Source organism: Pseudomonas sp. CJQ_9, assembly GCF_043106615.1.
GTDB classification, from domain to species: domain Bacteria; phylum Pseudomonadota; class Gammaproteobacteria; order Pseudomonadales; family Pseudomonadaceae; genus Aquipseudomonas; species Aquipseudomonas juntendi.
The window spans coordinates 1-23,114 of sequence record NZ_JBICMS010000036.1 but is presented as its reverse complement, the minus strand read 5'-3'; the positions used below and the strand labels follow the sequence as shown (position 1 = coordinate 23,114).

General features: G+C 61.3%; 28 protein-coding genes and 1 tRNA gene. 14 read left to right on the top strand and 15 right to left on the bottom strand.

The window, feature by feature from the left end; all coding sequences use genetic code 11:
- Positions 1-5: 5 nt before the first annotated feature.
- The 7 genes from ahpF to ACF8SD_RS06450 all read right to left on the bottom strand — a co-directional run bounded on the left by ahpF (position 6) and on the right by ACF8SD_RS06450 (position 7,178).
- Positions 6-1,583, bottom strand: coding sequence for an alkyl hydroperoxide reductase subunit F (gene ahpF / locus ACF8SD_RS06480; RefSeq protein WP_173888457.1), 1,578 nt, complete (start codon positions 1,581-1,583; stop codon positions 6-8).
- A gap of 127 nt (positions 1,584-1,710) precedes the next feature.
- The gene (ahpC, locus tag ACF8SD_RS06475; RefSeq protein WP_004375926.1) at positions 1,711-2,274 is read right to left on the bottom strand and encodes an alkyl hydroperoxide reductase subunit C; all 564 of its coding nucleotides are present in this window, start codon (positions 2,272-2,274) and stop codon (positions 1,711-1,713) included.
- 180 nt (positions 2,275-2,454) lie between these two features.
- On the bottom strand, positions 2,455-3,810 hold the full coding sequence (gorA, locus tag ACF8SD_RS06470) for a glutathione-disulfide reductase (RefSeq protein WP_392484110.1): 1,356 nt from the start codon (positions 3,808-3,810) through the stop codon (positions 2,455-2,457).
- Between the two features lie 188 nt (positions 3,811-3,998).
- Complete coding sequence (galU, locus tag ACF8SD_RS06465) at positions 3,999-4,838, bottom strand: UTP--glucose-1-phosphate uridylyltransferase GalU (protein WP_009683182.1); 840 nt, start codon at positions 4,836-4,838, stop codon at positions 3,999-4,001.
- A 273-nt stretch (positions 4,839-5,111) separates the two neighbouring features.
- Entirely contained in the window at positions 5,112-6,026 is a 915-nt protein-coding gene (locus tag ACF8SD_RS06460; protein WP_173888452.1) for a c-type cytochrome, read from the bottom strand.
- Positions 6,023-6,673 (bottom strand): c-type cytochrome, encoded by a 651-nt coding sequence (locus ACF8SD_RS06455; RefSeq protein ID WP_392484109.1) that lies wholly within the window; start codon positions 6,671-6,673, stop codon positions 6,023-6,025. Before ACF8SD_RS06455 ends, ACF8SD_RS06460 begins: the two co-directional genes overlap by 4 nt.
- Before the next feature lie 145 nt (positions 6,674-6,818).
- Entirely contained in the window at positions 6,819-7,178 is a 360-nt protein-coding gene (locus ACF8SD_RS06450; protein WP_173888448.1) for a hypothetical protein, read from the bottom strand.
- A gap of 159 nt (positions 7,179-7,337) precedes the next feature.
- Here ACF8SD_RS06450 and ACF8SD_RS06445 point away from each other — a divergent pair, with 159 nt between their 5' ends.
- From ACF8SD_RS06445 to csrA, 8 genes are all read left to right on the top strand, one after another.
- Positions 7,338-7,640 carry a DUF1883 domain-containing protein gene (locus ACF8SD_RS06445; RefSeq protein ID WP_003250918.1) on the top strand — a complete coding sequence of 101 codons (303 nt, stop codon included), beginning with the start codon at positions 7,338-7,340 and terminating at the stop codon, positions 7,638-7,640.
- Between the two features lie 7 nt (positions 7,641-7,647).
- Complete coding sequence (locus ACF8SD_RS06440; RefSeq protein WP_392484108.1) at positions 7,648-7,818, top strand: hypothetical protein; 171 nt, start codon at positions 7,648-7,650, stop codon at positions 7,816-7,818.
- A 39-nt stretch (positions 7,819-7,857) separates the two neighbouring features.
- Positions 7,858-8,934, top strand: coding sequence for a nitronate monooxygenase family protein (locus ACF8SD_RS06435; protein ID WP_173888444.1), 1,077 nt, complete (start codon positions 7,858-7,860; stop codon positions 8,932-8,934).
- Positions 8,935-9,110: 176 nt separating this feature from the next.
- Entirely contained in the window at positions 9,111-9,833 is a 723-nt protein-coding gene (gene modA, locus ACF8SD_RS06430) for a molybdate ABC transporter substrate-binding protein (RefSeq protein WP_249414355.1), read from the top strand.
- A complete protein-coding gene (gene modB / locus ACF8SD_RS06425) occupies positions 9,833-10,513 on the top strand; it encodes a molybdate ABC transporter permease subunit (RefSeq protein ID WP_173888441.1) in 681 nt (226 codons plus the stop codon). Before modA ends, modB begins: the two co-directional genes overlap by 1 nt.
- Before the next feature lies 1 nt (position 10,514).
- Positions 10,515-11,606 carry a molybdenum ABC transporter ATP-binding protein gene (gene modC, locus ACF8SD_RS06420; RefSeq protein ID WP_392484107.1) on the top strand — a complete coding sequence of 364 codons (1,092 nt, stop codon included), beginning with the start codon at positions 10,515-10,517 and terminating at the stop codon, positions 11,604-11,606.
- A 56-nt stretch (positions 11,607-11,662) separates the two neighbouring features.
- Positions 11,663-12,685, top strand: a complete 1,023-nt coding sequence (locus ACF8SD_RS06415; RefSeq protein ID WP_054913452.1) for a DNA topoisomerase IB — start codon at positions 11,663-11,665, stop codon at positions 12,683-12,685.
- Between the two features lie 253 nt (positions 12,686-12,938).
- The gene (gene csrA / locus ACF8SD_RS06410) at positions 12,939-13,136 is read left to right on the top strand and encodes a carbon storage regulator CsrA (RefSeq protein ID WP_009683195.1); all 198 of its coding nucleotides are present in this window, start codon (positions 12,939-12,941) and stop codon (positions 13,134-13,136) included.
- Positions 13,137-13,178: 42 nt separating this feature from the next.
- On the opposite strand, the gene ACF8SD_RS06405 is transcribed toward csrA, so the two are convergent.
- The 3 genes from ACF8SD_RS06405 to ACF8SD_RS06395 are packed head-to-tail and all read right to left on the bottom strand — an operon-like array spanning position 13,179 to position 16,155.
- Positions 13,179-13,532 carry a response regulator gene (locus ACF8SD_RS06405; RefSeq protein WP_173888437.1) on the bottom strand — a complete coding sequence of 118 codons (354 nt, stop codon included), beginning with the start codon at positions 13,530-13,532 and terminating at the stop codon, positions 13,179-13,181.
- 11 nt (positions 13,533-13,543) lie between these two features.
- Positions 13,544-14,989, bottom strand: coding sequence for an ATPase domain-containing protein (locus ACF8SD_RS06400; RefSeq protein ID WP_392484106.1), 1,446 nt, complete (start codon positions 14,987-14,989; stop codon positions 13,544-13,546).
- Positions 14,990-14,994: 5 nt separating this feature from the next.
- Entirely contained in the window at positions 14,995-16,155 is a 1,161-nt protein-coding gene (locus ACF8SD_RS06395) for a nitrogen regulation protein NR(II) (protein WP_173888433.1), read from the bottom strand.
- A 268-nt stretch (positions 16,156-16,423) separates the two neighbouring features.
- Between ACF8SD_RS06395 and ACF8SD_RS06390 the strand changes: the two genes are divergently transcribed.
- Both ACF8SD_RS06390 and ACF8SD_RS06385 read left to right on the top strand, forming a co-directional pair.
- A tRNA-Leu gene (locus ACF8SD_RS06390) sits at positions 16,424-16,508 on the top strand.
- 104 nt (positions 16,509-16,612) lie between these two features.
- Entirely contained in the window at positions 16,613-17,026 is a 414-nt protein-coding gene (locus tag ACF8SD_RS06385) for a DoxX family protein (RefSeq protein WP_173888431.1), read from the top strand.
- 1 nt (position 17,027) lies between these two features.
- On the opposite strand, the gene ACF8SD_RS06380 is transcribed toward ACF8SD_RS06385, so the two are convergent.
- The gene (locus tag ACF8SD_RS06380) at positions 17,028-17,231 is read right to left on the bottom strand and encodes a hypothetical protein (protein WP_173888429.1); all 204 of its coding nucleotides are present in this window, start codon (positions 17,229-17,231) and stop codon (positions 17,028-17,030) included.
- Between the two features lie 398 nt (positions 17,232-17,629).
- Here ACF8SD_RS06380 and adhP point away from each other — a divergent pair, with 398 nt between their 5' ends.
- Positions 17,630-18,640 (top strand): alcohol dehydrogenase AdhP, encoded by a 1,011-nt coding sequence (adhP, locus tag ACF8SD_RS06375; protein WP_173888428.1) that lies wholly within the window; start codon positions 17,630-17,632, stop codon positions 18,638-18,640.
- Positions 18,641-18,713: 73 nt separating this feature from the next.
- Here the strand turns inward: adhP and ACF8SD_RS06370 are convergent, their stop codons facing one another.
- Positions 18,714-18,944, bottom strand: coding sequence for a hypothetical protein (locus ACF8SD_RS06370; protein ID WP_173888426.1), 231 nt, complete (start codon positions 18,942-18,944; stop codon positions 18,714-18,716).
- A 207-nt stretch (positions 18,945-19,151) separates the two neighbouring features.
- Here ACF8SD_RS06370 and ACF8SD_RS06365 point away from each other — a divergent pair, with 207 nt between their 5' ends.
- Positions 19,152-19,388, top strand: coding sequence for a hypothetical protein (locus ACF8SD_RS06365; protein WP_173888424.1), 237 nt, complete (start codon positions 19,152-19,154; stop codon positions 19,386-19,388).
- A gap of 108 nt (positions 19,389-19,496) precedes the next feature.
- On the top strand, positions 19,497-19,823 hold the full coding sequence (locus ACF8SD_RS06360) for a hypothetical protein (RefSeq protein WP_392484105.1): 327 nt from the start codon (positions 19,497-19,499) through the stop codon (positions 19,821-19,823).
- A 68-nt stretch (positions 19,824-19,891) separates the two neighbouring features.
- On the opposite strand, the gene ACF8SD_RS06355 is transcribed toward ACF8SD_RS06360, so the two are convergent.
- Together ACF8SD_RS06355 and ACF8SD_RS06350 are read right to left on the bottom strand one after the other, a co-directional pair.
- On the bottom strand, positions 19,892-21,166 hold the full coding sequence (locus ACF8SD_RS06355; RefSeq protein WP_392484104.1) for a Y-family DNA polymerase: 1,275 nt from the start codon (positions 21,164-21,166) through the stop codon (positions 19,892-19,894).
- Complete coding sequence (locus tag ACF8SD_RS06350) at positions 21,156-21,584, bottom strand: LexA family transcriptional regulator (protein WP_173888418.1); 429 nt, start codon at positions 21,582-21,584, stop codon at positions 21,156-21,158. Before ACF8SD_RS06350 ends, ACF8SD_RS06355 begins: the two co-directional genes overlap by 11 nt.
- Positions 21,585-21,686: 102 nt before the next feature.
- Here ACF8SD_RS06350 and ACF8SD_RS06345 point away from each other — a divergent pair, with 102 nt between their 5' ends.
- Complete coding sequence (locus tag ACF8SD_RS06345) at positions 21,687-22,406, top strand: SOS response-associated peptidase family protein (protein ID WP_392484103.1); 720 nt, start codon at positions 21,687-21,689, stop codon at positions 22,404-22,406.
- Positions 22,407-22,442: 36 nt separating this feature from the next.
- Here the strand turns inward: ACF8SD_RS06345 and ACF8SD_RS06340 are convergent, their stop codons facing one another.
- A complete protein-coding gene (locus ACF8SD_RS06340) occupies positions 22,443-22,943 on the bottom strand; it encodes a GNAT family N-acetyltransferase (protein ID WP_392484102.1) in 501 nt (166 codons plus the stop codon).
- Positions 22,944-23,114 lie beyond the last annotated feature (171 nt).

The following is a 23,114-nucleotide window of genomic DNA, read 5'->3' as shown; positions in this document are numbered from 1 at the left end:
CAGGCTTACGCCGGCGCCGACGTCCGGATCAGGTGGTCGAAGGCCGCCAGCGAAGCCTTGGCCCCCTCACCCACCGCAATCACGATCTGCTTATATGGCACGGTGGTCACGTCCCCCGCAGCGAACACCCCTGGAATGCTGGTCTGGCCTTTGGCATCGACAATGATCTCGCCGCGCGGTGACAGTTCGACGGTACCTTTGAGCCAATCGGTGTTCGGCAACAGGCCAATCTGCACGAAAATGCCTTCCAGCGCGACTTCATGCTGCTCGTCCGTGGCGCGATCCTTGTAGCGCAGGCCAGTGACTTTCTCGCCGTTGCCAAGCACCTCGGTAGTCAGTGCGCTGGTGATCACTTTCACGTTAGGCAAACTGTGCAGTTTGCGCTGCAACACCGCGTCGGCGCGCAGTTGGCTGTCGAATTCGATCAGCGTCACCTGGGCAACGATACCGGCCAGGTCAATGGCGGCCTCAACACCCGAGTTGCCACCGCCAATCACCGCCACGCGCTTGCCTTTGAACAATGGGCCGTCGCAGTGCGGGCAGTAGGCCACGCCACGCGCGCGGTACTCCTGTTCACCCGGCACGTTCATTTCACGCCAGCGGGCACCGGTGGCCAGGATCACGGTCTTGGCCTTGAGCGATGCGCCGCCCGCCAGCCGCACTTCATGCAAGCCGCCGTCGGTGGCCGGAATCAGCGCTTCGCCGCGCTGCAGGTTCATGATGTCGACGTCGTACTGCTTGACGTGCTCTTCGAGTGCAGTGGCCAGTTTTGGGCCTTCGGTTTCCTGCACCGAAATGAAGTTCTCGATGGCCAGGGTGTCGAGTACCTGGCCACCGAAGCGCTCGGCAGCCACGCCGGTACGAATGCCCTTGCGCGCTGCGTAGATGGCAGCCGCCGCGCCAGCCGGGCCACCGCCCACAACCAGCACATCGAAAGCGTCCTTGGCGTTGATTTTCTCGGCCTGGCGCGCACCGGCGCTGGTGTCGATCTTGCCGAGGATTTCCTCCAAGCCCATGCGCCCCTGGCCAAACAACTCACCGTTCAGGTAGATGCTGGGTACTGCCATGATCTTGCGCGCTTCCACTTCAGCCTGGAACAGCGCGCCGTCGATGGCAACGTGGCGCACGTTGGGGTTGAGCACGGCCATCAGGTTCAAGGCCTGGACCACGTCCGGGCAGTTCTGGCATGACAGCGAGAAATAGGTCTCGAAGGTGAACTCGCCCTCCAATGCCTGGATCTGCTCGATCACTTCGGCACTGGCCTTGGAAGGGTGGCCGCCGACTTGCAGCAGTGCCAACACCAGCGAGGTGAATTCGTGGCCCATGGGGATGCCGGCAAAGCGCAGGCTGATGCCTTTGCCATCGGCGCCAGCACCCGGGCGGCTCAACGAGAACGATGGGCGACGCGCATCGGTGCCGTCCGCGCTGAGGGTAATGAGTGTGGACAAGCTGGCGATCTCTACCAGCAGGTCATGCAATTCACGGGACTTCGCACCGTCGTCGAGGGAGGCAACGATCTCGATCGGCTGGGTGACCCGCTCCAGGTAGGTTTTCAGTTGCGATTTAAGCGTGGCGTCCAACATACGGGCGATTCCTTTTTCAGTACTCGGATACAAAAACGCCCAGGCGAGGTCGCCCGGGCGTTTGACGGGGCGGTAGCTAGTTCAGCTTTGGCGGCTGCTTACCGCCCGCGTTGTTGCGCGCATGGCCTTAGATCTTGCCGACCAGGTCCAGCGATGGCGCCAGGGTGGCTTCGCCTTCTTTCCACTTGGCCGGGCAAACTTCGCCGGGGTGGGCAGCAACGTACTGGGCAGCTTTCACTTTGCGCAGCAGTTCAGCTGCATCGCGGCCTACACCACCGTCGTTCAGTTCGACGATCTTGATCTGGCCTTCCGGGTTGATCACGAAGGTACCGCGATCGGCCAGGCCAGCTTCTTCGATCAGCACGTCGAAGTTGCGCGAAATGACGTGGGTTGGGTCACCGATCAGCGGGTACTGGATCTTGCCGATGGTGTCCGACGTGTCGTGCCAGGCTTTGTGGGTGAAGTGGGTGTCGGTGGACACGCCGTAGATTTCCACACCCAGCTTCTGGAACTCGGCGTAGTTGTCGGCGAGGTCACCCAGCTCGGTCGGGCAAACGAAGGTGAAGTCGGCCGGGTAGAAGAACACGACGGACCACTTGCCTTTCAGGTCTGCTTCGCTGACCTGCACGAACTCGCCTTTGTGGTAGGCGGTAGCGTTGAACGGTTTGACCTGGCTGTTGATGATTGGCATGAGAGACGCTCCTTCATGGGGTTGGAATCAGTTGATGGATAGAATCCTAACTAATCATCACGCTGAAGGCTCATTGGCAAAAGTCATGCTCGTGATTGGTTTTGGCTATAGCCAGAGGTACTTGATAGAAGACTCAGTTGTAGGAGCGGGTTGCCCCGCCCCTTCAACACAATGCGTGGATCAGCGGGTAGCCGTACGCAGGGTAACGAACTCTTCGGCCGCCGTCGGGTGCACGCCGATGGTTTCGTCGAATTGCTGCTTGGTGGCACCGGCTTTCAGGGCAATGCCCAAGCCCTGGATGATCTCGCCGGCATCAGGGCCGACCATGTGGCAGCCCAGCACCTTGTCGGTGTCGGCATCAACCACCAGCTTCATCAGGGTCTTTTCCTGGATATCGGTCAGGGTCAGTTTCATGGCGCGGAAGCGGCTTTCGAATATCTGCACCTTGTGCCCTGCCGCCAGCGCCTGTTCTTCCGTCAGCCCCACGGTACCGATTGGCGGCTGGCTGAACACGGCTGTGGGGATGTTCTGGTAGTCCACCGGGCGGTACTGCTCGGGCTTGAACAGGCGCCGTGCCACCGCCATGCCTTCGGCCAGCGCCACCGGCGTCAGTTGCACCCGGCCAATCACGTCACCAATGGCCAGGATCGACGGCGCGGTCGTCTGGTATTGTTCGTCGACCCGGATGTAGCCACGCTTGTCCAGCTCGACCCCGGTGTTTTCCAGGCCCAGGTTGTCCAGCATCGGGCGTCGGCCGGTGGCATAGAACACGCAGTCGGCCTGCAACTCGCGACCATCCTTGAGCGTGGCCTTCAGGCTACCGTCTTCAAGCTTGTCGATGCGCTGGATATCGGCATTGAACTGCAGGTCGAGGCCGCGTTTTTCCAGCTCTTCCTTGAGGTGGGCACGTACCGAACCATCGAAACCGCGCAGGAACAGGTCGCCACGGTACAGCAGCGAAGTAGCCGCCCCCAGGCCCTGGAAGATACCGGCGAACTCGACCGCGATGTAGCCACCGCCGACCACCAACACCCGACGTGGCAGGCTCTTGAGGTAGAAGGCTTCGTTGGAGGTGATTGCCAGTTCCTTGCCTGGGATGTCCGGCACCTGCGGCCAGCCGCCGGTGGCGATCAGGATGTGCTTGGCGCTGTAGCGTTGGCCCTCCACCTCCACTTCATTGACCCCGGTCAGACGCGCGTGCCCCTGCACCAAGGTCACACCACTGTTCACCAGCAGGTTACGGTAGATGCCGTTCAGGCGCTCGATCTCACGGTTCTTGTTGGCAATCAGGGTACCCCAGTCGAAGTGCCCTTCTTCCAGGGACCAGCCGTACCCCGCAGCCTGCTCCAGTTCATCGGCCACATGCGCACCGTAGACCAGCAGCTTTTTCGGCACGCAGCCGACGTTGACACAGGTGCCGCCCAGGTAACGGCTTTCAGCCACTGCCACCTTTGCTCCAAAACCAGCGGCGAAGCGCGCAGCGCGCACCCCGCCAGAGCCGGCGCCAATCACGAACAGATCAAAATCGTAGGCCATGTGTTCTCTCTCCTAGCAGGCGCCCAGCATAACGCACTGAGGCCGCTTTGCAGCCCTTCGTGGCAGACCCGCCCCCATCAGGATGGCGCACGCCAAAGGCATGCGCGGTATCTGTAGGAGCGGACCTGCCCGCGAAGGGCCGCGCGGCGGCCCCAGTCATCGCAATGGTGCTACAAGTAGCGGCTGTATCAGTAAGCCTTGCCAGTCTTGTAGTAGTTCTCGAAGCAGAAGTTGGTCGCGTCGATGTAGCCCTCGGCGCCGCCGCAGTCGAAGCGCTTGCCCTTGAACTTGTAGGCGATCACACAGCCGTTCTGCGCCTGTTGCATCAGCGCGTCGGTGATCTGGATTTCGCCGCCCTTGCCTGGCTCGGTGTTCTTGATGATGTCGAAGATATCCGGCGTCAGGATGTAACGGCCAATGATCGCCAGGTTCGACGGTGCATCTTCCGGTGCGGGCTTCTCGACCATGTTGGTAACGCGGAAGATGTCGTCACGGATCATGTCACCGGCGATGACACCGTACTTGTTGGTTTCCTGAGGGTCGACTTCCTGGATGGCGATGATCGAGCAGCGGAACTGGTTGTACAGCTTGACCATCTGGGTCAGCACGCCGTCACCTTCGGGGTTGACGCACAGGTCGTCGGCCAGCACCACTGCAAAGGGCTCGTCGCCGATCAGCGGGCGCCCGGTGAGAATGGCATGGCCCAGGCCTTTCATTTCAGTCTGGCGGGTGTACGAGAACGAGCACTCGTCCAGCAGGCGGCGGATACCGACCAGGTATTTCTCCTTGTCGGTGCCCTTGATCTGGTTTTCCAGCTCGTAGCTGATGTCGAAATGGTCTTCCAGGGCGCGCTTGCCGCGGCCGGTCACGATGGAGATTTCGCTCAGGCCGGCATCCAATGCCTCTTCAACGCCATACTGGATCAGTGGCTTGTTGACCACCGGCAGCATTTCCTTGGGCATGGCTTTGGTAGCAGGCAGGAAGCGGGTACCGTAGCCGGCTGCCGGGAACAAGCATTTCTTGATCATATACGTCCTTACAAAAGGCTAGGCCTGTAGAATTCGGCGCAGTCTAATCAGGCGGCAGAAACCTTACAATGCCTGACCTGCGGCCGACCGATGGGTAGATAGAGATAAGCAAGTGTAGATAGTTCCGAGGGATCGCAAATATCGCCATCAGACATGCAATTGAAATACCACAAATCACGCCTGCCTATGGCGGCCTCCTGGCGAGCAAACCTGCTGCCACAACCACCGTTGCCGGCCAGGCTTACCCGCGCAGCCTTCGCTACAGGCCCCCCGTCAGCTACCGGTCCCCTGCCCGACCAGCACGCCATCCACCTTCTGCCCATACAGGTTCACGCCGTCATTGGCATGGAATTTCACCCGCGTTTTCTCGACAGAGCCTTCTACCAGGCGGGGATCCTGCGGCCGTTCATGCCGGTTGATCCATGCCGCAACATCCCAGGCCTGCTGGTCGCTGAGGCTGCCCGGCTGACCCAGTGGCATGTTGTACTTGATGAACGATGCCGCCGTGTTGATACGGTGCATACCGGCGCCCCAGTTGTAGCTGTCCTTGCCCCACAGCGGCGGCATCACATATTCGCCCGCCACTTGCTGCCCTTCACCGTTGTCACCATGGCAAATCGCGCATTGCTCGCGGTATACCTGCTGGCCACGCGTGAAGTCGTACCCGCCTGCAGGCTGCGCGACTTCCGGGTAACCGCGCCCGGCAATTTCGACGCCGGTCGGCGCCTTGGTCGACAGCCAGTACGCGTACACCGACAGCGCCGTCATCTGCGGGCTGTCCGCGGCCGGCGGCTTGCCATTCATGCTGAACTGGAAGCAGCCCTGGATGCGCTCGGCGAAGGTGTTGACCTTGTCGTTTTTCTTGCGATAGGCGGGGTACATGGGGTACGCGCCCCACAGTGGCGCCGAATGGGCCATACGCCCCTGGTCGAGGTGGCAGTTGCTGCAGTTCATGCCATTGCCCACCGCCTCGGGCATCAGCCGGCGGGTATCGACGAACAAGGCATGGCCTTCACGCACCATCTTGCCGAAGGCATTGTTTGGCAGTTCGCCTTCCGCCGGGGGCGTGAATTGCGGCGCGGTCTGCTTGCCTGGGACCTTCAGCTGCGACTGGTCTTCCATGGCAATAGGCGCGGCTTGGGCACTGCCCAGAGCGAGCAGCAACAGAGCGGGGATCAGCGGCTTCATGGTTTGACCTCCTGGCTGGCGGGGCGGGCGAAGAACTCGGCAACAGCCTTGATCTCGTCATCGGTCATGGCCTTGGCCACGCCGACCATCAGCTGGTTCGGGTCATTGCTGCGGCTGCCGTCGCGCCAGGCATTGAGCTGCGCCACCAGGTAACTGGCAGGCTGCCCGGCCAAAGGCGGGAAGTGCTCGCCAACGCCACCGCCACCCGGACCGTGGCATTGCACGCAACCAGGGATATGCCGGTTCCAGTCGCCGTACAGGGCCAGGCGGGTGGTAGGGTCGCCGGCAATCTGCTGGCGGCGCCCCTCGACGACATCGACTGCCGACAGGCTGGCCAGGTAGCTGCTGACAGCGGTGATTTCCTCTTCGCTCAGGGCCTTGGCCAACGGCTCCATCACCGCCTGCTTGCGGCTGCCGCTGCGCCAATCATGCAATTGCTTGCTGAGGTAAGCAGCCGGCAGGCCGGCCAGCCGCGGAAAGCCCGCGGCAGCGACGCCCTTGGCGTCCGGGCCATGGCAACCTAGGCAGGCCAGGGCGGCAGGGTTGGCCCCGCCCTGGGTGAAAATTTTCTGGCCATCGGCGGCATGCGCCCCGGGCCAGGCCAGGATCAGCAGGCTGCCGATCACGACGCGACTCAACGGTGTCATCACGAATCTCCATTTCTTTTGTTATAAGCTTAGGCCTAAAAAACATAAGCAAATGGATACTAGCCCCGTCGGGGAAATCGCAACAACGTCAAGCCGGCCGATCTGATGGCCATTAGCCCATTAACCGCCCTTTATTTGCCTCAGATCAACTTCCCGAGATGCAGCGGGTAGCTGCCGTGCGCACATCGCCCAGGCGCAGCGGGAAGTTGCTCAGCCGCTCATGCAGCTTGATGCTGCTGCCGCTGCCACGCTCATCGATATCCAGCAGGGCGGCCGGGCCGGTACCTGCCGCCAGCTTCTGCGGCACCGTCAGGCGCAGGCCGTCGCCGCGTTGCTCTTCCACCAGTGGGTCACGGCTGTCGGCAAGCTGGGCCTTGACGCAATCGGCATACTCGCGGGGGGTCTTGCCAGAAATCACATCCAGGGTCGCATGCGATTGCTCCAGCTCGGAAACACTGACACAGCCACCCAGTGCCAGTGTCAACGCGGCCACCATCCACTTCATCTGTCATACCTCAACTTGTACGAACCCGGTTCGACCACCGCCAGGCAGTTTTGCTCCGTGCTTTGGCAGAATTATCTACGCCCGGCGAACAGCGCGGCAGTATAACGGCACATCGTGGTATCTTTTGCCTTTGCTGAACCAAACCTTGCGGAGCATCACATGAAATTCGTACACCAGCGCGAGCACCTCAATGAGGACGACATCGTCGTCATCGAGTGTTCCCAGCGCTGCAATATCCGCCTGATGAACGACGCCAACTTCCGCAGCTTCAAGAACGGCGGCCGTCATACCTACCACGGCGGCCACTTCGAAAAGTTTCCGGCGAAGATCACCGTGCCCAGCACCGGGTTCTGGAATATCACCATCGATACCGTCACCACCCGCCCCATTTCGGTTACCCGCAAACCCACCCTGACCCACAAGATCAAGATCATCCGTCGCTCGTCGTCGAAACTCAGATAAGGCCACCATGACCCAGACCATCAAGTACGTGATCAAATACAAGCTCGACGGCCAGCGTCGCTGGGACTTCGCGCTGATGCCCGACGCCTCGCAAGCGCAAGCCCTCGAAGCCTTGCGCAAAATCCATGGCGATGACGCCGACAAGATCAGTGACATCCAGGTCAGCAAGGCCCTGTAGAGCCGCCGCACCGTTCGCCCAGCGCAAGGAGACCCTCGCATGAGCCATTGGCCCGACCGCCGCATCCTCGACCTGCTGGGCATTGATTTGCCCATCCTGCAGGCCCCCATGGCAGGGGCGACCGGCTCGGCCATGGCCATTGCGGTGGGCTTGGCCGGCGGGTTGGGCGCATTGCCCTGCGCCATGCTCACCAGTGAACAGGTGCGCGCCGAAATTGCTGCATTCCGCGCCGGCTGTCCGGGGCGCCCACTGAACCTGAACTTTTTCTGCCACCCGCCACCCGCGCCCGATGCCGAGCGCGACGCGCGCTGGAAGCAGGCGCTCGCCCCCTACTACAGCGAAGTGGGCGCGGATTTCGCGGCGCCCACCCCGGTCTCGAACCGTGCGCCTTTCGATGAGGCGAGTTGCCAACTGGTCGAACAACTGCGGCCGGAGGTGGTGAGCTTCCATTTCGGCTTGCCCCAGGCTGCCCTGCTGCAACGGGTACAGGCCAGCGGTGCCAAGGTGCTCTGCACCGCCACTACCGTGGAAGAGGCCGTTTGGCTGGAGCACAACGGCTGTGACGCCATCATCGCCATGGGTTATGAAGCCGGCGGCCATCGCGGCATGTTTCTCAGCGACGCCATTACCAGCCAGATCGGCACCTTTGCCCTGGTGCCGCAGGTGGCCGACGCGGTCCGCCTGCCGGTCATTGCCGCCGGCGGCATCGCTGACCATCGCGGCCTGCTGGCGGCCCTGGCCCTGGGCGCATCTGCCGTGCAGATCGGCACGGCGTACCTGTTCTGCCCCGAGGCCAAGGTTTCGCCAGCACATCGCCAGGCGCTGGACAGTGCGCCTGCCAGTGACACGGCGCTGACCAACCTGTTTACCGGCCGCCCGGCCCGCGGCATCAACAACCGCATCATGCGCGAGCTGGGGCCGATGAGCCCGCTGGCACCAGCGTTTCCGCTGGCGGGCGGGGCATTGATGCCGTTAAGGGCAATTACCGAGCCGCAGGGCAACAGCGATTTCAGCAACTTGTGGTCAGGGCAGGCGTTGCGGTTGGGGCGGCGTATGCCTGCCGAGGCGCTGACCCGGGAGATCGCGGCCAAGGCACTGGCCAGGGTTGCCGGGTAGCCCGCGCCTGCGCGGCCTGCGGTAACCTTTCGTTAGCCCGCAATCACACCATCCTTGCGAATGCACCCAGCAGCCCTTCCCGGCCACTGGCCTATCGCTATATAGTTGTGAATATAACGATACCCCAAGGAGCTGCCTGCATGCGTATCCGCCCGTCTCACCTGGCCTTCACTGCCATGGCCAGCCTGTTTGCCTTCAACACCGCCTGGGCCGACGAGGTTCAAGTGGCCGTTGCGGCGAACTTCACGGCGCCGATCCAGGCCATTGCCAAGGACTTCGAACACGACACCGGCCACAAACTGGTCGCGGCTTACGGCGCCACGGGGCAGTTCTACGCCCAGATAAAGAACGGCGCGCCATTCGAAGTGTTCCTTGCCGCCGATGACACAACCCCGAAAAAGCTTGAGGAAGAAAAGCAGATCGTCCCCGGTTCACGCTTCACCTACGCCATCGGCACCCTGGCGCTGTGGTCGGCGAAAGACGGCTACGTCGATGCCAAGGGCCAGGTGCTGAAACACAACGCATTCAGCCACCTGGCCATCGCCAACCCCAAGGCAGCGCCATACGGCTTGGCCGCCACCCAGGTACTGGACAAACTGCAGCTTACCGAGGCCACCAAAGGCAAAATCGTCGAAGGCCAGAACATCACCCAGGCTTTCCAGTTCGTCTCCACCGGCAATGCCGAACTGGGTTTTGTCGCACTATCACAAATTTTCAAGGACGGGAAAGTGACCCAAGGCTCGGCCTGGATCGTACCGGCCAACCTGCATGACCCGATCCGCCAGGATGCCGTGCTACTCGACAAAGGCAAGGACAATGCCGCCGCCAAGGCCCTGATCGAGTACCTGAAGGGGCCAAAGGCCGCCGCCCTGATCAAGTCCTACGGTTATGAAATCTGATGCCGCTGGATGCCAGTGACCTGGGTGCCATCTGGCTGACCGTCAAACTGGCCAGCCTGACCACAGTGATCCTGCTGATCATCGGCACGCCGGTCGCCTGGTGGCTGGCGCGCACGCGCTCCTGGCTACGCGGGCCGGTGGGCGCGGTGGTGGCGCTGCCGCTGGTGCTGCCACCGACCGTCATCGGCTTCTACCTGCTGATCGCCCTGGGCCCCCACGGCTGGCTCGGCCAGGCCACCCAGGCCATGGGCCTGGGCACCGTGGTGTTCAGCTTCACTGGCCTGGTCATTGGCTCGACCGTCTACTCCATGCCCTTCGTGGTCCAGCCGTTGCAGAACGCCTTTGCCGCCATCGGCCAGCGCCCGCTGGAAGTCGCGGCCACCCTGCGCGCCAGCCCGTGGGACTGTTTCCTCCATGTCGTGCTGCCGCTGGCGCGCCCCGGTTTCATCACCGCCAGCATTCTCGGTTTCGCCCACACCGTGGGTGAATTCGGTGTGGTGCTGATGATCGGTGGCAACATCCCCGACAAGACGCGCGTGGTTTCGGTACAAATATTCGATCACGTCGAGGCCATGGAATACTCACAAGCGCACTGGCTGGCCGGCGCCATGCTGGTGTTCTCGTTCCTGGTGCTGCTGTTGCTGTACGCCGGACGCCGCGGCAAAGCAGGCTGGAGCTGAGATGACTGCATCGATAGTGGCGCGCCTGAACCTGGCACGTGACGACTTTACCTTGGACGTAGACCTGCACCTGCCCGGCCGCGGCATCAGCGCCCTGTTCGGCCAGTCCGGCTCTGGCAAGACCACTTGCCTGCGCTGCCTGGCGGGGCTGGAGCAGGCTGCCAACGCCTATATAGAGGTCAACGGCGAGGTTTGGCAGGACAGCAGCCGTGGTTATTTCCGCCCCCCCCACTTGCGCCCGGTGGGCTACGTATTCCAGGAGGCCAGCCTGTTCCCGCACCTGTCGGTGCGCGCCAACCTGGAATTCGGCTGGCGCCGCCTGGCGGCCGCCGAACGCAAAGTCAGCCTGAGCCAGGCCAGCGAGCTGTTGGGTATCGGCCATTTGCTGGATCGCCGCCCCGCGACCCTGTCGGGTGGTGAGGCGCAGCGGGTTGGCATCGCTCGCGCCCTGCTCAGCAGCCCGCAGCTGCTATTGATGGATGAGCCGCTGGCCGCCCTCGACGGCCCACGCAAGCGCGAGATACTGCCCTACCTGGAACGCCTGCACGGTGAGCTGGATATCCCGTTGGTGTATGTCAGCCACGCACAAGACGAGGTGGCACGCCTGGCTGACCACCTGGTGCTGCTGGAACACGGCCGCGCAGTGGCCAGCGGCCCCATTGGCGAAACCCTCGCCCGTCTCGATCTGTCGCTGGCCCAAGACGACGACGCCGGCGTGGTGTTCGAAGGCCGGGTGGTGGGGCACGACCCGCACTACGACCTGCTCGACCTGCGCCTGCCCGGCGAACATGGGCCCTTGCTACGCATCGCCCATGCTGCCCAGGCCATGGGCAACACCTTGCGGGTCAAGGTGCAGGCGCGTGACGTAAGCCTGGCACTGACAGCTGACAGCACCTCGAGCATCCTCAACCGTTTGCCGGTAAAGGTTCGCGAAACCCGCCCCGCGGCCAACCCGGCGCATGTGCTGGTCAGCCTGGACGCTGGCGGCAACCCGCTGCTCGCGCGCATTACCCGGTTTTCGGCAGAGCAGCTCGCCCTGCACGCAGGGCAGGTCGTGTACGCCCAGATCAAATCGGTGGCGCTACTGGGCTGAGCATACCTGACACGCGTGTTGTCCATTGATCAGTGATCTGACCGAGGCCAAACACCATGCTCGACTGCCCTCTGCCGCGCAGTTTGCACTATGTCGAAGACAGCCAGCCAGGCCTGACCCGGCGCCGTTGGCGCGACCGTTTCATCTACCTGGACGCCGATGGCGAACGGGTCCGCGACAAGGACACCCTGGCGCGCATTGCCGCCCTGGTGATCCCCCCGGCCTACACAGACGTGTGGATCTGTGCCGACCCCCAGGGCCACCTGCAGGCCACCGGCCGTGATGCGCGTGGCCGCAAGCAATACCGCTACCATGTGCAATGGCGCGAACTGCGCGACCAGCACAAGTACGGGCGCATGCTGGCCTTCGCCCAGGTTTTGCCGAAACTGCGCGCACAACTGGAAACCTACCTGGCACGCCCAGGGCTGGACCGGGAAAAGGTCATGGCACTGGTGGTGAGCCTGCTGGACCACACGCTGATCCGCATTGGCAACCAGCGTTACTTGCGCGACAACCAGTCTTACGGCCTGACCACCCTGCGCAACCGCCACGTAGAGGTCAAAGGCAGCAGCATTCGCTTCCAGTTCCGCGGCAAGCGCGGTGTCGAGCACAACGTCACCCTCAATGACCGGCGCCTGGCCAACCTGCTCAAGCGCTGCATGGAACTGCCCGGGCAGGCGCTGTTCCAGTACCTGGATGCCGACGGTCAGCGCCATAGCGTCGGCTCGGCCGAGGTCAACCAGTTCCTGCAGCAACTCACAGGTGCCGACTTCACCGCCAAGGACTACCGCACCTGGGCTGGCAGCAGCTTGGCGCTGGACCTGCTCAGGCCATTGGCCTGGGAACCGGAGGCCGAGGCCAAACGCCAGGTGGCCGCCATCGTTCGCCAGGTGGCCACGCGCCTGGGCAATACCCCGGCGGTCTGCCGCCGCTGCTACATCCACCCCGCCGTACTCGAACACTACGCCCTGGGCCGCCTGGCGGACCTGCCAAAACACCGCATACGCAAAGGCCTGGACCCTGAAGAGGTGGCTTTGCTGGTATTTCTTCAAGCCCTAGAGGAACAGGACGGTCATTAAGCCTGTCTATTCAAGCCATGATGCGAAGAAATTTCCCATTGGCCGCCAACGGCCCTATTCTTGCCACCGAGCACCTTGGCCGACAAATCGCTGACGGTTTGCTTTGGCACCTGCAAGTGAAGGTACGCAACAGAATTTTTCTGTCGGGGAATTACTATCCGCCGAAAGCGTCTTTAATGAGAAGGAACAGGGACCCGCTCCCGCCGCCGCGGCAGTTAGCCATGCGGACTTTTATATCACCAAGGAGAATTACATGCTGATACTCACCCGTAAGGTTGGCGAAAGTATCGTCATCAATGATGACATCAAAGTCACCATTCTGGGCGTAAAAGGGATGCAGGTGAGGATCGGTATCGATGCACCGAAAGATGTACAGGTCCATCGTGAAGAGATCTTCAAGCGTATCCAGGCAGGCAGCCCTGCCCCGGAAAAGCACGACGATTCGCAGTGAATCCAGGCTGACCAAGCGCATGGATGCGCTCGGCCGCAGGCCTCACGTTTTCAGTAGCTCACGCACCTTCGCAATCATCTGGTCCATGTCGAATGGCTTGTCGAAAATGGCCTCGACCAGGGTAGGACAGATCTGGCTGCCCTGTGCGCCACTCATGAGAATGACCGGCACCTTCTCCAGAGTGGGCTCTTCACGCATTTTGCGCACCAGCTCCTCGCCATTGAGCGCCGGCATCATGTAGTCGGTGATCACCAACTGCACGCTTGTGACCCTGAGCATTTCCAGCGCCTTGTCGCCGTTGCTGGCTTTCATCACCTGATAACCTTCATCCTCCAGGGCATACCCCAGGATATCGGCGATCAGGTATTCGTCATCGACGATCAGAATGGTATTCATTGCCCCGCCTGTCACCCGCCGTCCTGCGGCACCGGCGTACCCGAAAGCACCCCGCTGTTGCCGGCGAACGCCTTGTGAAGCGTTATGCCCTGGGGCCCGATCAGCAGCTCGTGCAAGGCGGGGTCATGGTGGCTGTCACGCACCTTGATGATCGACAGCATACGCCGCAGCTGCGAGTCCAGCTCCACAAAGCGCATCAGCATCAGGTTGTCGACGATGCTCGACAGGTCCGGCGCCGGTGCACTGATCTCAGCGCCGAAAATATCGCGCATTTCCCAGGTCAGCATCACGCTGACACCGCGCGCGCGCAGCTCACCGGTCAACGCGCGGAAAAACGCATTGAGGCGGACCGTGTCGGTGGCCAGGCGGCTGAATGCCCCCAGGCTGTCGATCACCACGCGCTTGCTGCCCAGTGCGGCAACCCGCTCCAGCAGCCGCGCGCCCACTTGGTCGAGCAACCCCTCGGTGGTCGGCTGCCAACACAATTGCAAGCTGCCGCTTTGCTCCATTGCGGCAAAGTCGTACCCCAGCGATGCGGCCTTGCTGCGCAGGCGCTCGGGCGTTTCATAGAAGCCGAAATGCAAGCCTGGCGCTTGCGCGGTACTGGCCCCAAGAAACGCCAGGCACAACGAGCTCTTGCCAATACCGGAGGGCCCGATCAACAAGCTGACCGAACCGTTCGCCAGGCCGCCACCGAGCATTTCATCGAACGTGGGTACCCCGCTGCTGACGCGCCCCACATTGCCGCTGGCGACCTGGCTGGGGTGACTGAACAGCGCTTCCAGGCGCGGAAACACGTGCATGCCGGCTTCGTCGATCAGGCACTCGTGGCGGCCCGACAAGGCACCACTGCCACGGGTTTTGCGTAATTGGACATGGCGCACGGCACGGCTGCCCAGTAACTGCTCACCCAGCTCGATGACCCCATCGACCATGGTGTGCTCAGGGCTCCCCTCCTCCAACCGGGCGCTGGTCAGCAGCAACACGGTACAACCTGCGAACGCGGCATGGCCTTGCAGTTCGGAGACGAACTTCTTGGTGTCGAGCGTGGTGTGTGCACGGGCGCGGGCATTGAGCACACCGTCGACGATCAGCAGGCTGGCCTTCTGCCGGCCGATTTCCTGGCGCAGCAAGCGCACCACAGCCTCAAGCCCTTCCTGTTCCAGTGTGTCGAACGCGCTGACGAACTGAATCTGGTCACCAATCAACCCCGGGTCGAAGAACGCGAGCGTCGACAGGTACTGGAACAAGCGCTCATGCGACTCGCTGAGCAAAGTGGCCACCAGCACCCGACCCCCGTCACGGACGTGGTTATGGGCCAGCTGGTTGGCAAGAATGGTCTTGCCGGCACCCGGTGGGCCTTGAACGATGTAGGAGGCGCCAGCCACCAGGCCACCCCTGAGCAACGCATCGAGCCCGTCGATGCCCGTTATCAGCCGCCTGAGTGCCTGTGCCATGTTGTCTACCTGTCGAGTGGGCTGCGTGCCTGATTCTGATACATTGGCAAATAAAGTTGCATGCAAGTTCCACGACCCGGCTCGCTATCGACACAAATAGCGCCACCGCTCTGCCTGGCGAAGCCGTACACCTGGCTAAGGCCCAGGCCGGTACCCTTGCCAAAGGGCTTGGTGGTGAAAAATGGCTCGAAGATGCGTGGCAGCACTTCGGGCGCGATACCTTCGCCACTGTCCTCGACCACAAAGCACACAAAGCGGCCGTGCAGCCCTTCCACCTCGCCGGCCAGCTCTACCACCTCGACCTTGAGGTCGATACGGCCATTGCCAGTGATGGCGTCGCGGGCATTGAACAACAGGTTGAGCAAGACCATTTGCAGCTGCCCGGCATCGACTTCGATCAGCGGCAGATCCGGTTGCAGCACCACCGCCAGCGTGATCGCACTGGGTAACGCATGCTCCAGCAGGCCACGGGTGGCGGCAACCAGGGCTGCCGGGGCAACGCAGGCCACATCGAGCTTGCGATGGCGAGCGAAGCTGAGCAGTTGCTGAGTCAGCTCGGTGCCGCGCTGCCCGGCATCGATGATGTGCTGCACCATGCGCTGCGCCCGCACCGGGTCCTGGGTAGTCTGCGCCAGGCGTGCCGAGCTGAGAATGATGGTCAGCATGTTGTTGAAGTCGTGCGCCAGGCCACCGGTCAACTGGCCAAGCGCCTCAAGCTTCTGCGCCTGGAACAGCTGGGCCCGCATGGCATCCAGTTGCATGGCCGACTCACGACGGTCGGTAATGTCACGGGTGACCTTGGCAAGGCCAACGATCTGGCCGTCTTCGTCGCGAATCACATCCAGCGCGGCCAACGCCCAGAACTGCGTGCCATCCTTGCGTACCCGCCAGCCTTCATCCTGCGCCACGCCTTGCTCGAGCGCTTGGCGCAGCAGGCAGTCAGGACGGCCATCCGCGCAGTCCTGCGGGGTGAAAAACAGCGAAAAATGCCGGCCGACCACTTCATCGGCGCGGTAGCCCTTGATCCGTTGCGCACCTGCATTCCACGACACCACATGCCCAGAAGGGTCAAGCATGTAGATGGCGTAGTCCACCACCGACTGAACCAGCTGCTCATAACGATGGGGGGGCATGACGGGGTGGTCGATGCTATCAGCTGAAACCATGCATACTCCACTGGCACAGCAGGAAGGACAAAATGAACGTAACCCGGTGTGCCAGCCTTGAGCTAGCCCTTGACACCCTTGGATCCAATCAATCGGTAACAGTGGCCTAATGACTGCAACGTGTCAATTGCCCATCACCACTGCCCTGTCATCTGTAGATCATAGGTGCTGCGGTTGACTCAACTATAACAATGGGTTATAAAGCGCGCTTGATTGCGAAGCCCTTCTACTTAGAAGCGAGCCGGTCGTTCACGACCCCTTCAAGCGTGCGAGTGTGGTGGAATTGGTATACACAGCAGACTTAAAATCTGTCGGCGTGAGCCTTGCGGGTTCGAGTCCCGCCACTCGCACCAAATTCCCCTGAAAAGGCGCCTGCATGGCGCCTTTTTACCGTCTGGCAGCAATGTTTTGTGCAGCTGCTAAAGTGGAGCATACATTCGTCCACTGGAACGCCGCTATGCGCTACTCCCTGTTCGATGGTCAACGCGACATCATCACCCTGCTTGCCCGCGTGCTGCTGATGATCCTGTTCGTCTTGTCAGGCTGGGCCAAGCTGACCGGTTTCGATGGCACCGTCGCCTACATGACCTCCCTGGGTGCCCCCGCCCCCATGCTGGCGGCCGCAATTGCGGTATTGATGGAGTTCGTGGTCGCCATCCTGCTGATCGTTGGCTTCTATACCCGGCCGCTGGCAGCGCTGTTCGCGTTGTTCGTGCTGGGCACCGCGCTGATCGGGCACCCTTTCTGGCACATGGTCGACCCTGAACGCAGTGCCAACATGACCCAGTTCCTGAAGAACATGGCCATTATGGGTGGCCTGCTGCTATTGGCCGTGAGCGGCCCTGGGCGCTTCTCCGTAGACGGGCGCTGAGTCAGTCGTCGCAGTCATCGAACCACGCTGGGTGCTCGAGCCGCTCTTCATCAAGGTCATCGAAGTCATTCAGCGTTTCGTCTTCCTCCAGCTCGTCCTCGGCGCCGTGGGCGTCCGCCTCGTGCTCCACGTCGTCGCCATAGAGGAATTCGTGGTCGAGCAGATGATCGTGCTCCGGCTCGGGAAGGTCGTCTTGGTCGCGCATGCTGGCTCCTGAAGTGTTGGCAGGCCTGTATAGGCCGATCGAGGTGCCGGGTCAATGGGAGCTATTAATGTACCGTTAATGCCACCGGCCCACTCTGCAGGCTCTCCCTTCAAACGTTATTTGCCCGCCGTTACGGCGGGCTTTTTTTCGTCCCGCCAATGACCCCGCCTCAAATGACAGGCTGATCACCTGCGCTTCACGAAATACCGACATCTGCTTGCGCACACTGACCCCGCTCCGTACGTTCTTGCAGCCCGCCGCACATTTGCCGCGGGCTTTTCTTTGTTCGACAGCCTGTGGCTGCCCTCTCATGACCTGGAGCAGTTTTCCCCTCCCGCGCAAGGTCTATGCTGATCCGGCCATCACTCAAGCTCATTCGGATAGACACGGAGGCTCCTATGAAAGCTGCTGTTGTTGCGCCAGGCCGTCGCGTGGACGTGATCGAGAAAACCTTGCGCCCACTGGAACACGGCGAAGCGCTGCTGAAGATGCAATGCTGCGGGGTATGCCATACCGATCTGCATGTCAAAAATGGCGACTTCGGTGACAAGACCGGTGTCGTGCTGGGCCACGAAGGCATTGGTGTGGTTCAGGAAGTAGGCCCCGGTGTTACTTCGCTCAAGCCCGGCGACCGCGCCAGCGTTGCCTGGTTTTACCAGGGCTGTGGGCACTGCGAATACTGCACCAGCGGCAACGAAACCCTGTGCCGCGAAGTGAAGAATTCCGGCTACACCGTCGACGGCGGCATGGCCGAGGCCTGCATCGTCAAGGCTGATTACTCGGTCAAGGTGCCTGACGGCCTCGACTCTGCAGCGGCCAGCAGCGTCACCTGCGCCGGCGTCACGACCTACAAGGCCGTGAAGAGCTCCAACATTCGCCCCGGCCAGTGGATCGCCATCTATGGCCTCGGTGGCTTGGGCAATCTGGCCCTGCAATATGCGAAGAATGTGTTCAACGCCAAAGTGATTGCCATCGACGTCAACGACGAGCAACTGCGCTTCGCCAGCGAGATGGGCGCCGACATGGTGGTCAACTCTCGTACCGAAGATGCGGCGAAGGTCATTCAGGCCAAGACCGGTGGTGCCCATGCAGCCGTCGTTACGGCGGTAGCCAAGGCCGCATTCGATTCGGCGGTCGACGCACTACGTGCCGGTGGACGCCTGGTTGCGGTCGGCCTGCCCTCCGAAGCGATGAACCTGAACATCCCCCGCCTGGTATTGGACGGCATCGAAGTAGTCGGCTCGTTGGTAGGCACCCGCCAGGACCTGCAGGAGGCCTTCCAGTTTGCCGCTGAGGGCAAAGTCGTGCCCAAGGTGACACTGCGGCCGATCGAAGACATCAACCAGATCTTCGACGAGATGCTGGAAGGCAAGATCAAAGGCCGCATGGTGATCCAGTTCGAAGGTTGACCTGCTGATTAAGCGTCGAACACTACCACTGCACAGCCCGCAGACAATCCGTTGCGGGCTTCGCTTCCACCGGTCAGTTTCTGCCCATTGGGGCAACGCTCAAGTTCAACCGCGCGTTCATGCCCTGTAGCAAAGGGGGCACACCGTCCACAAGCGGCGACGTTGCGCACGAATGGCTACGGATACATTGATGATTGCCAGCACCGGTAAACACTTGGCTGGCTGGCTCACCCTCATGCGGGCAATCGGCAGCCGCCTCTTTGAGCATCTTGTCCAACGATTCAACCATGCTGGAATAATCCATTCCCTGACTCCGTCGTTGGTGAACATCGCTTACGTTCAACCATAGCTGAGAAACATTTCAAAAGTACGCAAGGAAATGCGTGATACAAACCACTCCCTTCAGTGATGCTGACCGATCACCGGCATGCCGGGTTCAACGAAAAAACTCGCACTGTTCGGCATAAGGGTTTTGAATGGCTTACACGGCGTGTACTTGCAGGAGAAAGAAATGACCATTCGCAGCCTGGCCAGGATCCTTCCCCAAGACCCCGAAAATCCAGGCTGGGTGCTTGGATGGGGCGTACTGAGAGACCGCCATCCGTGGCACTTTGTCGATGTCTATGCCGACCAGCAAACAGCGCAGGCAGAGGCGCGGCGGCGCGGCGCGGGCTATGTGGTCGAGTACGGGTCGCACCGGCTGGGGTCGAAGGAGTTCATCTGTGGAACGAGCCTGCCGGAGGGCTAGCGCAACGCGACTCACTGCTGTGCACAAAAAATCCGACAGAGTGACCAGGGGATGAACGCCGGGTGAGCTAAAGTTTTTGATGAATACACGCAACGTGAGGCACCCATCATGATAAAAAGTGAAGCAGAGGCCGTTATCGAGCGTATCAGAGATGACCTTGAGAGGCATGGCGTGGTTATCGGCTATGCACAAGAAGCCCCGCCGCATTTCGGTTGTGATCTGGACTACCACGTTGCGCGGGTCAGCGAGGCGACGAGGAACTTGGTCGAGCGCATCCTGATACACGATGAAGGCTTGTGGAAGTTGTTCAGGCAAGGTGATCTGCATCGCTGTAAGATCAATGAAAGGCAATGCGATGGCGAGCTGTTCGGCATGCCCATTTCCATAGAACCTACAAGCGACGCCTCTTTCACCATTTTATACAACGTTAAATAGGGCCTTGAGCTAACCGACGTACCCTCCGCAGGCTTTTAGCCTGCGGAGAACTCAAGCCGAGACGCGACTCAGCATCTTACCTTCCACAACTGGTCAATTCGCGTCGTGTAAGATTGGCTCATCATGTCCCTCCTCATACCCCAGTCTGGCACCGCGGGCACGCTGGCGGTGCGCATAGTACCCCTCCCCCAGCGCCCGTTGATGTCGTCCATGACCGCCATCAGCCTATCGCACGCCACCGACTGCCTCAGGGCAAAAAGATCTTCTGAAAATTCGCCCGGTTGTCGAAGGTCCATCAACAGCACCTCGGCCTTGCTGTAGCGAAACCCGGGGCGGAAGATTTGTTCGACCGCTGCCGTAGCCAGCCCGGTCATGAGCAGTGTGTCGCAGGTCGGATAGGGCAGCTCCACCAAGGCTCCCTGGGCGTGGTGCGGCTCCTGCGGGTTGAACATGCCGGTGCGGATGCTAACGCGCATGCGCTTGCACAGCGAACCCTGGGCACGCAACTTTTCCGCCGCGCGGCCAACGTAGGTGGCTACTGCCTGCTTGATCGGCGCCAATTCAGCAAGCCGCCTGCCAAACATGCGGCTGCAGCATATTTCCTGCTTCGGCGGCTCTACCTCGTCCAGCTCAAGACAGGGCGTACCGGCCAGCTCCCGGGCCGTTTTCTCCACGACCACGCTGAACTTGCGTCGCAGCGTCCAGGCATCAGCCCTGGCCAGGTCCATCGCCGTATGGATGCCCATCGCCTCGAAGTGGGCGGCCATGCGCCGGCCAACACCCCACACCTCCTTCACCTCGGTATTGCGGAGCACCCAATCGCGCTTGAACGCATCGGTAATGTCCACAACCCCGCCGGTTTGGGCCTGCAAGCGTTTAGCGGTGTGGTTGGCCAGCTTGGCGAGCGTCTTCGTACCGGCGATGCCAACGCCAACTGGGATGCCCGTGCACTGAAAGACTCTTGAACGCACATTTCGCCCAAACTGGGTCAGATCTCCCTGAATTCCGGACAGGTCAGCGAAGCACTCGTCGATACTGTAAACCTCGGCGGCAGGCACCATCGACTCGATCAGCGACATGACGCGCTCGCTCATGTCGCCATACAGCGCGTAATTGCTGCTGAAGGCCTTGATGCCGTAGCGGCGTAATTTGTCCTTGGCCTGGAAATACGGTTCGCCCATCTTCACGAAGGGTTTTGCGTCGTATGACCTGGCGATCACGCAGCCGTCATTGTTGCTCAGCACCACGATCGGGGTCTTGGCCAGGTCGGGCCTGAACACACGCTCGCAGCTCGCGTAAAACGCGTTGCAGTCGATGAGCGCGAAAACCGGGTCACTGGGCATGGTCACGAACGCTGTAACGCACAACGCCCCATACTACAAAGTCATCCCCTTCCATGATGTACCGCGCCGGGTAAGCGGGGTTTTCAGACTTGAGGATCACCACCCCGTCGCGGCGGTGCAGGCGCTTGCACACCGGCTCGCAGTTGACCGCGGCAATGACGATGTCGCCGTGCTCCGCCTCACGGCCACGGTCTACGATGACCAGATCACCTGAGTAGATGCCGGCGCCTTGCATGCTGTCGCCTTCAACTTTCACCAGATACACATGGGGTGCGCGGATGTCGAACAGCTCATCCAGGGAAATATGGCCTTCCAGGTGGTCTGCGGCAGGCGAAGGGAAACCGGCCGGAACGTGGAACGAGTACTGCGGGAAGGTTTCGGTGCCGCCAGTCGGCGGACCGAGATAGGTGATGGTCATGACGGAAGGTCCAATGCAAACTGTATGCATATACAGTAAATCCGGCATTGGGCATGCGGTCAATCATACACGGCGAAAATTCTGACGGACGAGAGGTGGATTATGTGCGGGCGCTACTCGATCTACGAGTCGATGGATCACTACCTGCGCCAGCTCGCGCTGGACCTGGTGGTGATCAATGGCTACGACCACGAGCCGATCAACCGCTACAACGTTGCGCCGTCCACGCGCGTGGAACTCGTACGCCAGCGTGGTGATGGTTTGTACGTGGATCGGGTCAAGTGGGGCTGGTCGCCTGCCTGGGCCAAGGGCAAGCGCCCGGATCCGATCAATGCTCGAGCCGAGACGGTAGTGACAGGTAAGTTCTTCAAGGCGCTTTGGCCAAACGGCAGAGCCCTGGCGCCTGCCAATGGTTGGTTTGAGTGGCTTGCGGATCCAGCGGACCCAAAGCGCAAGCAGCCCTGCTACATCACCAGTGCCGACGGCGGCCCGCTTTTCTTTGCGGCGTTGGCAGACGTGCACCACGGCGTGGCGCCGGATGAGCGCGATGGCTTCGTGATCATCACCGCAGCCGCAGACCAGGGGCTTATCGACATCCACGATCGAAAGCCGCTGGTGCTGACGCCGCAACGGGCAAGGGAATGGCTGGACCCCGCCACATCGGCGGAACGTGCGGCGACGATCATCGAAAAGGGCTGCCGCCCCGCACAGGATTTCCGTTGGTTTCCGGTTGGAGAAGCAGTGGGCAATGTTCGCAACGAGGGGGCGGAGTTGATAGAGCCTGCCAATGTTCGGGACCGTCAGGGGGACCTGGGGTTTTGAAGCGGGGAGCCGGGCTTCCCGCCTCGCAGGCGCTCATTAGCCTGCTTCCTCCACCTGCTTGTAAATGCGGAATCCCCGTGCTTGATAGTTTTGAAGGGCTGCAGGATGGTCAAGTGTGCATGTGTGCACCCATACCCGCTCTGTGCCAGGCCACTCCCATGCTGATAGGGCGGCGTGGCTCAACAGCGCCCCGCCGAACCCGCACCCTATGAACTGCGGCGCCAGCCCAAAATATCGAATCTCACTGTTACGACCATCGGGGCGATAAAGCTCGTAGTAGCCGGCGATTGCACCTCGGTGATAGGCAACCCACGTTCGATGGCAGTCCTGCTCAACAAGTGCCTGCCAATCGGAGTCACGCCAGGTATCAAGATCGCCCCATTCCCAGGACGCGCCTACAAGCTGGTAGAGGAATTTGTTGAAGAGCGCCTGTGGCACTTCGCACTCGATAATCTGTAGGTCATGCCGCTGGGGCTTAGCCTTCAGGTCTGAAGCCGAAGTCATTTCCAAGTAATAGGTAGTGCAAGAACAATTCATTACGGGCACCCTTTGCTCCCTTTCGTGCGCAAACAAGAATGCCAGCAACCGCTTGATTTCGGCCAGCCCGCGCTGGCGCTTAATAAGGGGCGCAAGACAGCGTTTTGGCCGTGACTCAGCAGGCGTTCTCCCATCCAGGCGTCAATGTCGAAATACGCAATTAGGCGTAGG

Excerpts from the sequence above, each read along its gene's own strand:
- ACF8SD_RS06460 (WP_173888452.1), bottom strand. The coding sequence starts at position 6,026 with ATGAAGCCGCTGATCCCCGCTCTGTTGCTGCTCGCTCTGGGCAGTGCC.
- ACF8SD_RS06440 (WP_392484108.1), top strand. The coding sequence starts at position 7,648 with ATGACCCAGACCATCAAGTACGTGATCAAATACAAGCTCGACGGCCAG.
- gorA (WP_392484110.1), bottom strand. The coding sequence starts at position 3,810 with ATGGCCTACGATTTTGATCTGTTCGTGATTGGCGCCGGCTCTGGCGGG.
- ACF8SD_RS06445 (WP_003250918.1), top strand. The coding sequence starts at position 7,338 with ATGAAATTCGTACACCAGCGCGAGCACCTCAATGAGGACGACATCGTC.
- modA (WP_249414355.1), top strand. The coding sequence starts at position 9,111 with ATGGCCAGCCTGTTTGCCTTCAACACCGCCTGGGCCGACGAGGTTCAA.
- ACF8SD_RS06365 (WP_173888424.1), top strand. The coding sequence starts at position 19,152 with ATGACCATTCGCAGCCTGGCCAGGATCCTTCCCCAAGACCCCGAAAAT.
- modC (WP_392484107.1), top strand. The coding sequence starts at position 10,515 with ATGACTGCATCGATAGTGGCGCGCCTGAACCTGGCACGTGACGACTTT.
- ACF8SD_RS06435 (WP_173888444.1), top strand. The coding sequence starts at position 7,858 with ATGAGCCATTGGCCCGACCGCCGCATCCTCGACCTGCTGGGCATTGAT.
- ACF8SD_RS06395 (WP_173888433.1), bottom strand. The coding sequence starts at position 16,155 with ATGGTTTCAGCTGATAGCATCGACCACCCCGTCATGCCCCCCCATCGT.
- ACF8SD_RS06380 (WP_173888429.1), bottom strand. The coding sequence starts at position 17,231 with ATGCGCGACCAAGACGACCTTCCCGAGCCGGAGCACGATCATCTGCTC.
- galU (WP_009683182.1), bottom strand. The coding sequence starts at position 4,838 with ATGATCAAGAAATGCTTGTTCCCGGCAGCCGGCTACGGTACCCGCTTC.
- csrA (WP_009683195.1), top strand. The coding sequence starts at position 12,939 with ATGCTGATACTCACCCGTAAGGTTGGCGAAAGTATCGTCATCAATGAT.
- ACF8SD_RS06370 (WP_173888426.1), bottom strand. The coding sequence starts at position 18,944 with ATGGATTATTCCAGCATGGTTGAATCGTTGGACAAGATGCTCAAAGAG.
- ACF8SD_RS06350 (WP_173888418.1), bottom strand. The coding sequence starts at position 21,584 with ATGACCATCACCTATCTCGGTCCGCCGACTGGCGGCACCGAAACCTTC.
- ACF8SD_RS06400 (WP_392484106.1), bottom strand. The coding sequence starts at position 14,989 with ATGGCACAGGCACTCAGGCGGCTGATAACGGGCATCGACGGGCTCGAT.
- ACF8SD_RS06405 (WP_173888437.1), bottom strand. The coding sequence starts at position 13,532 with ATGAATACCATTCTGATCGTCGATGACGAATACCTGATCGCCGATATC.
- ACF8SD_RS06450 (WP_173888448.1), bottom strand. The coding sequence starts at position 7,178 with ATGAAGTGGATGGTGGCCGCGTTGACACTGGCACTGGGTGGCTGTGTC.
- ACF8SD_RS06415 (WP_054913452.1), top strand. The coding sequence starts at position 11,663 with ATGCTCGACTGCCCTCTGCCGCGCAGTTTGCACTATGTCGAAGACAGC.
- ahpF (WP_173888457.1), bottom strand. The coding sequence starts at position 1,583 with ATGTTGGACGCCACGCTTAAATCGCAACTGAAAACCTACCTGGAGCGG.
- ACF8SD_RS06340 (WP_392484102.1), bottom strand. The coding sequence starts at position 22,943 with ATGAATTGTTCTTGCACTACCTATTACTTGGAAATGACTTCGGCTTCA.
- ACF8SD_RS06385 (WP_173888431.1), top strand. The coding sequence starts at position 16,613 with ATGCGCTACTCCCTGTTCGATGGTCAACGCGACATCATCACCCTGCTT.
- ACF8SD_RS06360 (WP_392484105.1), top strand. The coding sequence starts at position 19,497 with ATGATAAAAAGTGAAGCAGAGGCCGTTATCGAGCGTATCAGAGATGAC.
- ACF8SD_RS06345 (WP_392484103.1), top strand. The coding sequence starts at position 21,687 with ATGTGCGGGCGCTACTCGATCTACGAGTCGATGGATCACTACCTGCGC.
- ACF8SD_RS06455 (WP_392484109.1), bottom strand. The coding sequence starts at position 6,673 with ATGACACCGTTGAGTCGCGTCGTGATCGGCAGCCTGCTGATCCTGGCC.
- ahpC (WP_004375926.1), bottom strand. The coding sequence starts at position 2,274 with ATGCCAATCATCAACAGCCAGGTCAAACCGTTCAACGCTACCGCCTAC.
- ACF8SD_RS06355 (WP_392484104.1), bottom strand. The coding sequence starts at position 21,166 with ATGCCCAGTGACCCGGTTTTCGCGCTCATCGACTGCAACGCGTTTTAC.
- modB (WP_173888441.1), top strand. The coding sequence starts at position 9,833 with ATGCCGCTGGATGCCAGTGACCTGGGTGCCATCTGGCTGACCGTCAAA.
- adhP (WP_173888428.1), top strand. The coding sequence starts at position 17,630 with ATGAAAGCTGCTGTTGTTGCGCCAGGCCGTCGCGTGGACGTGATCGAG.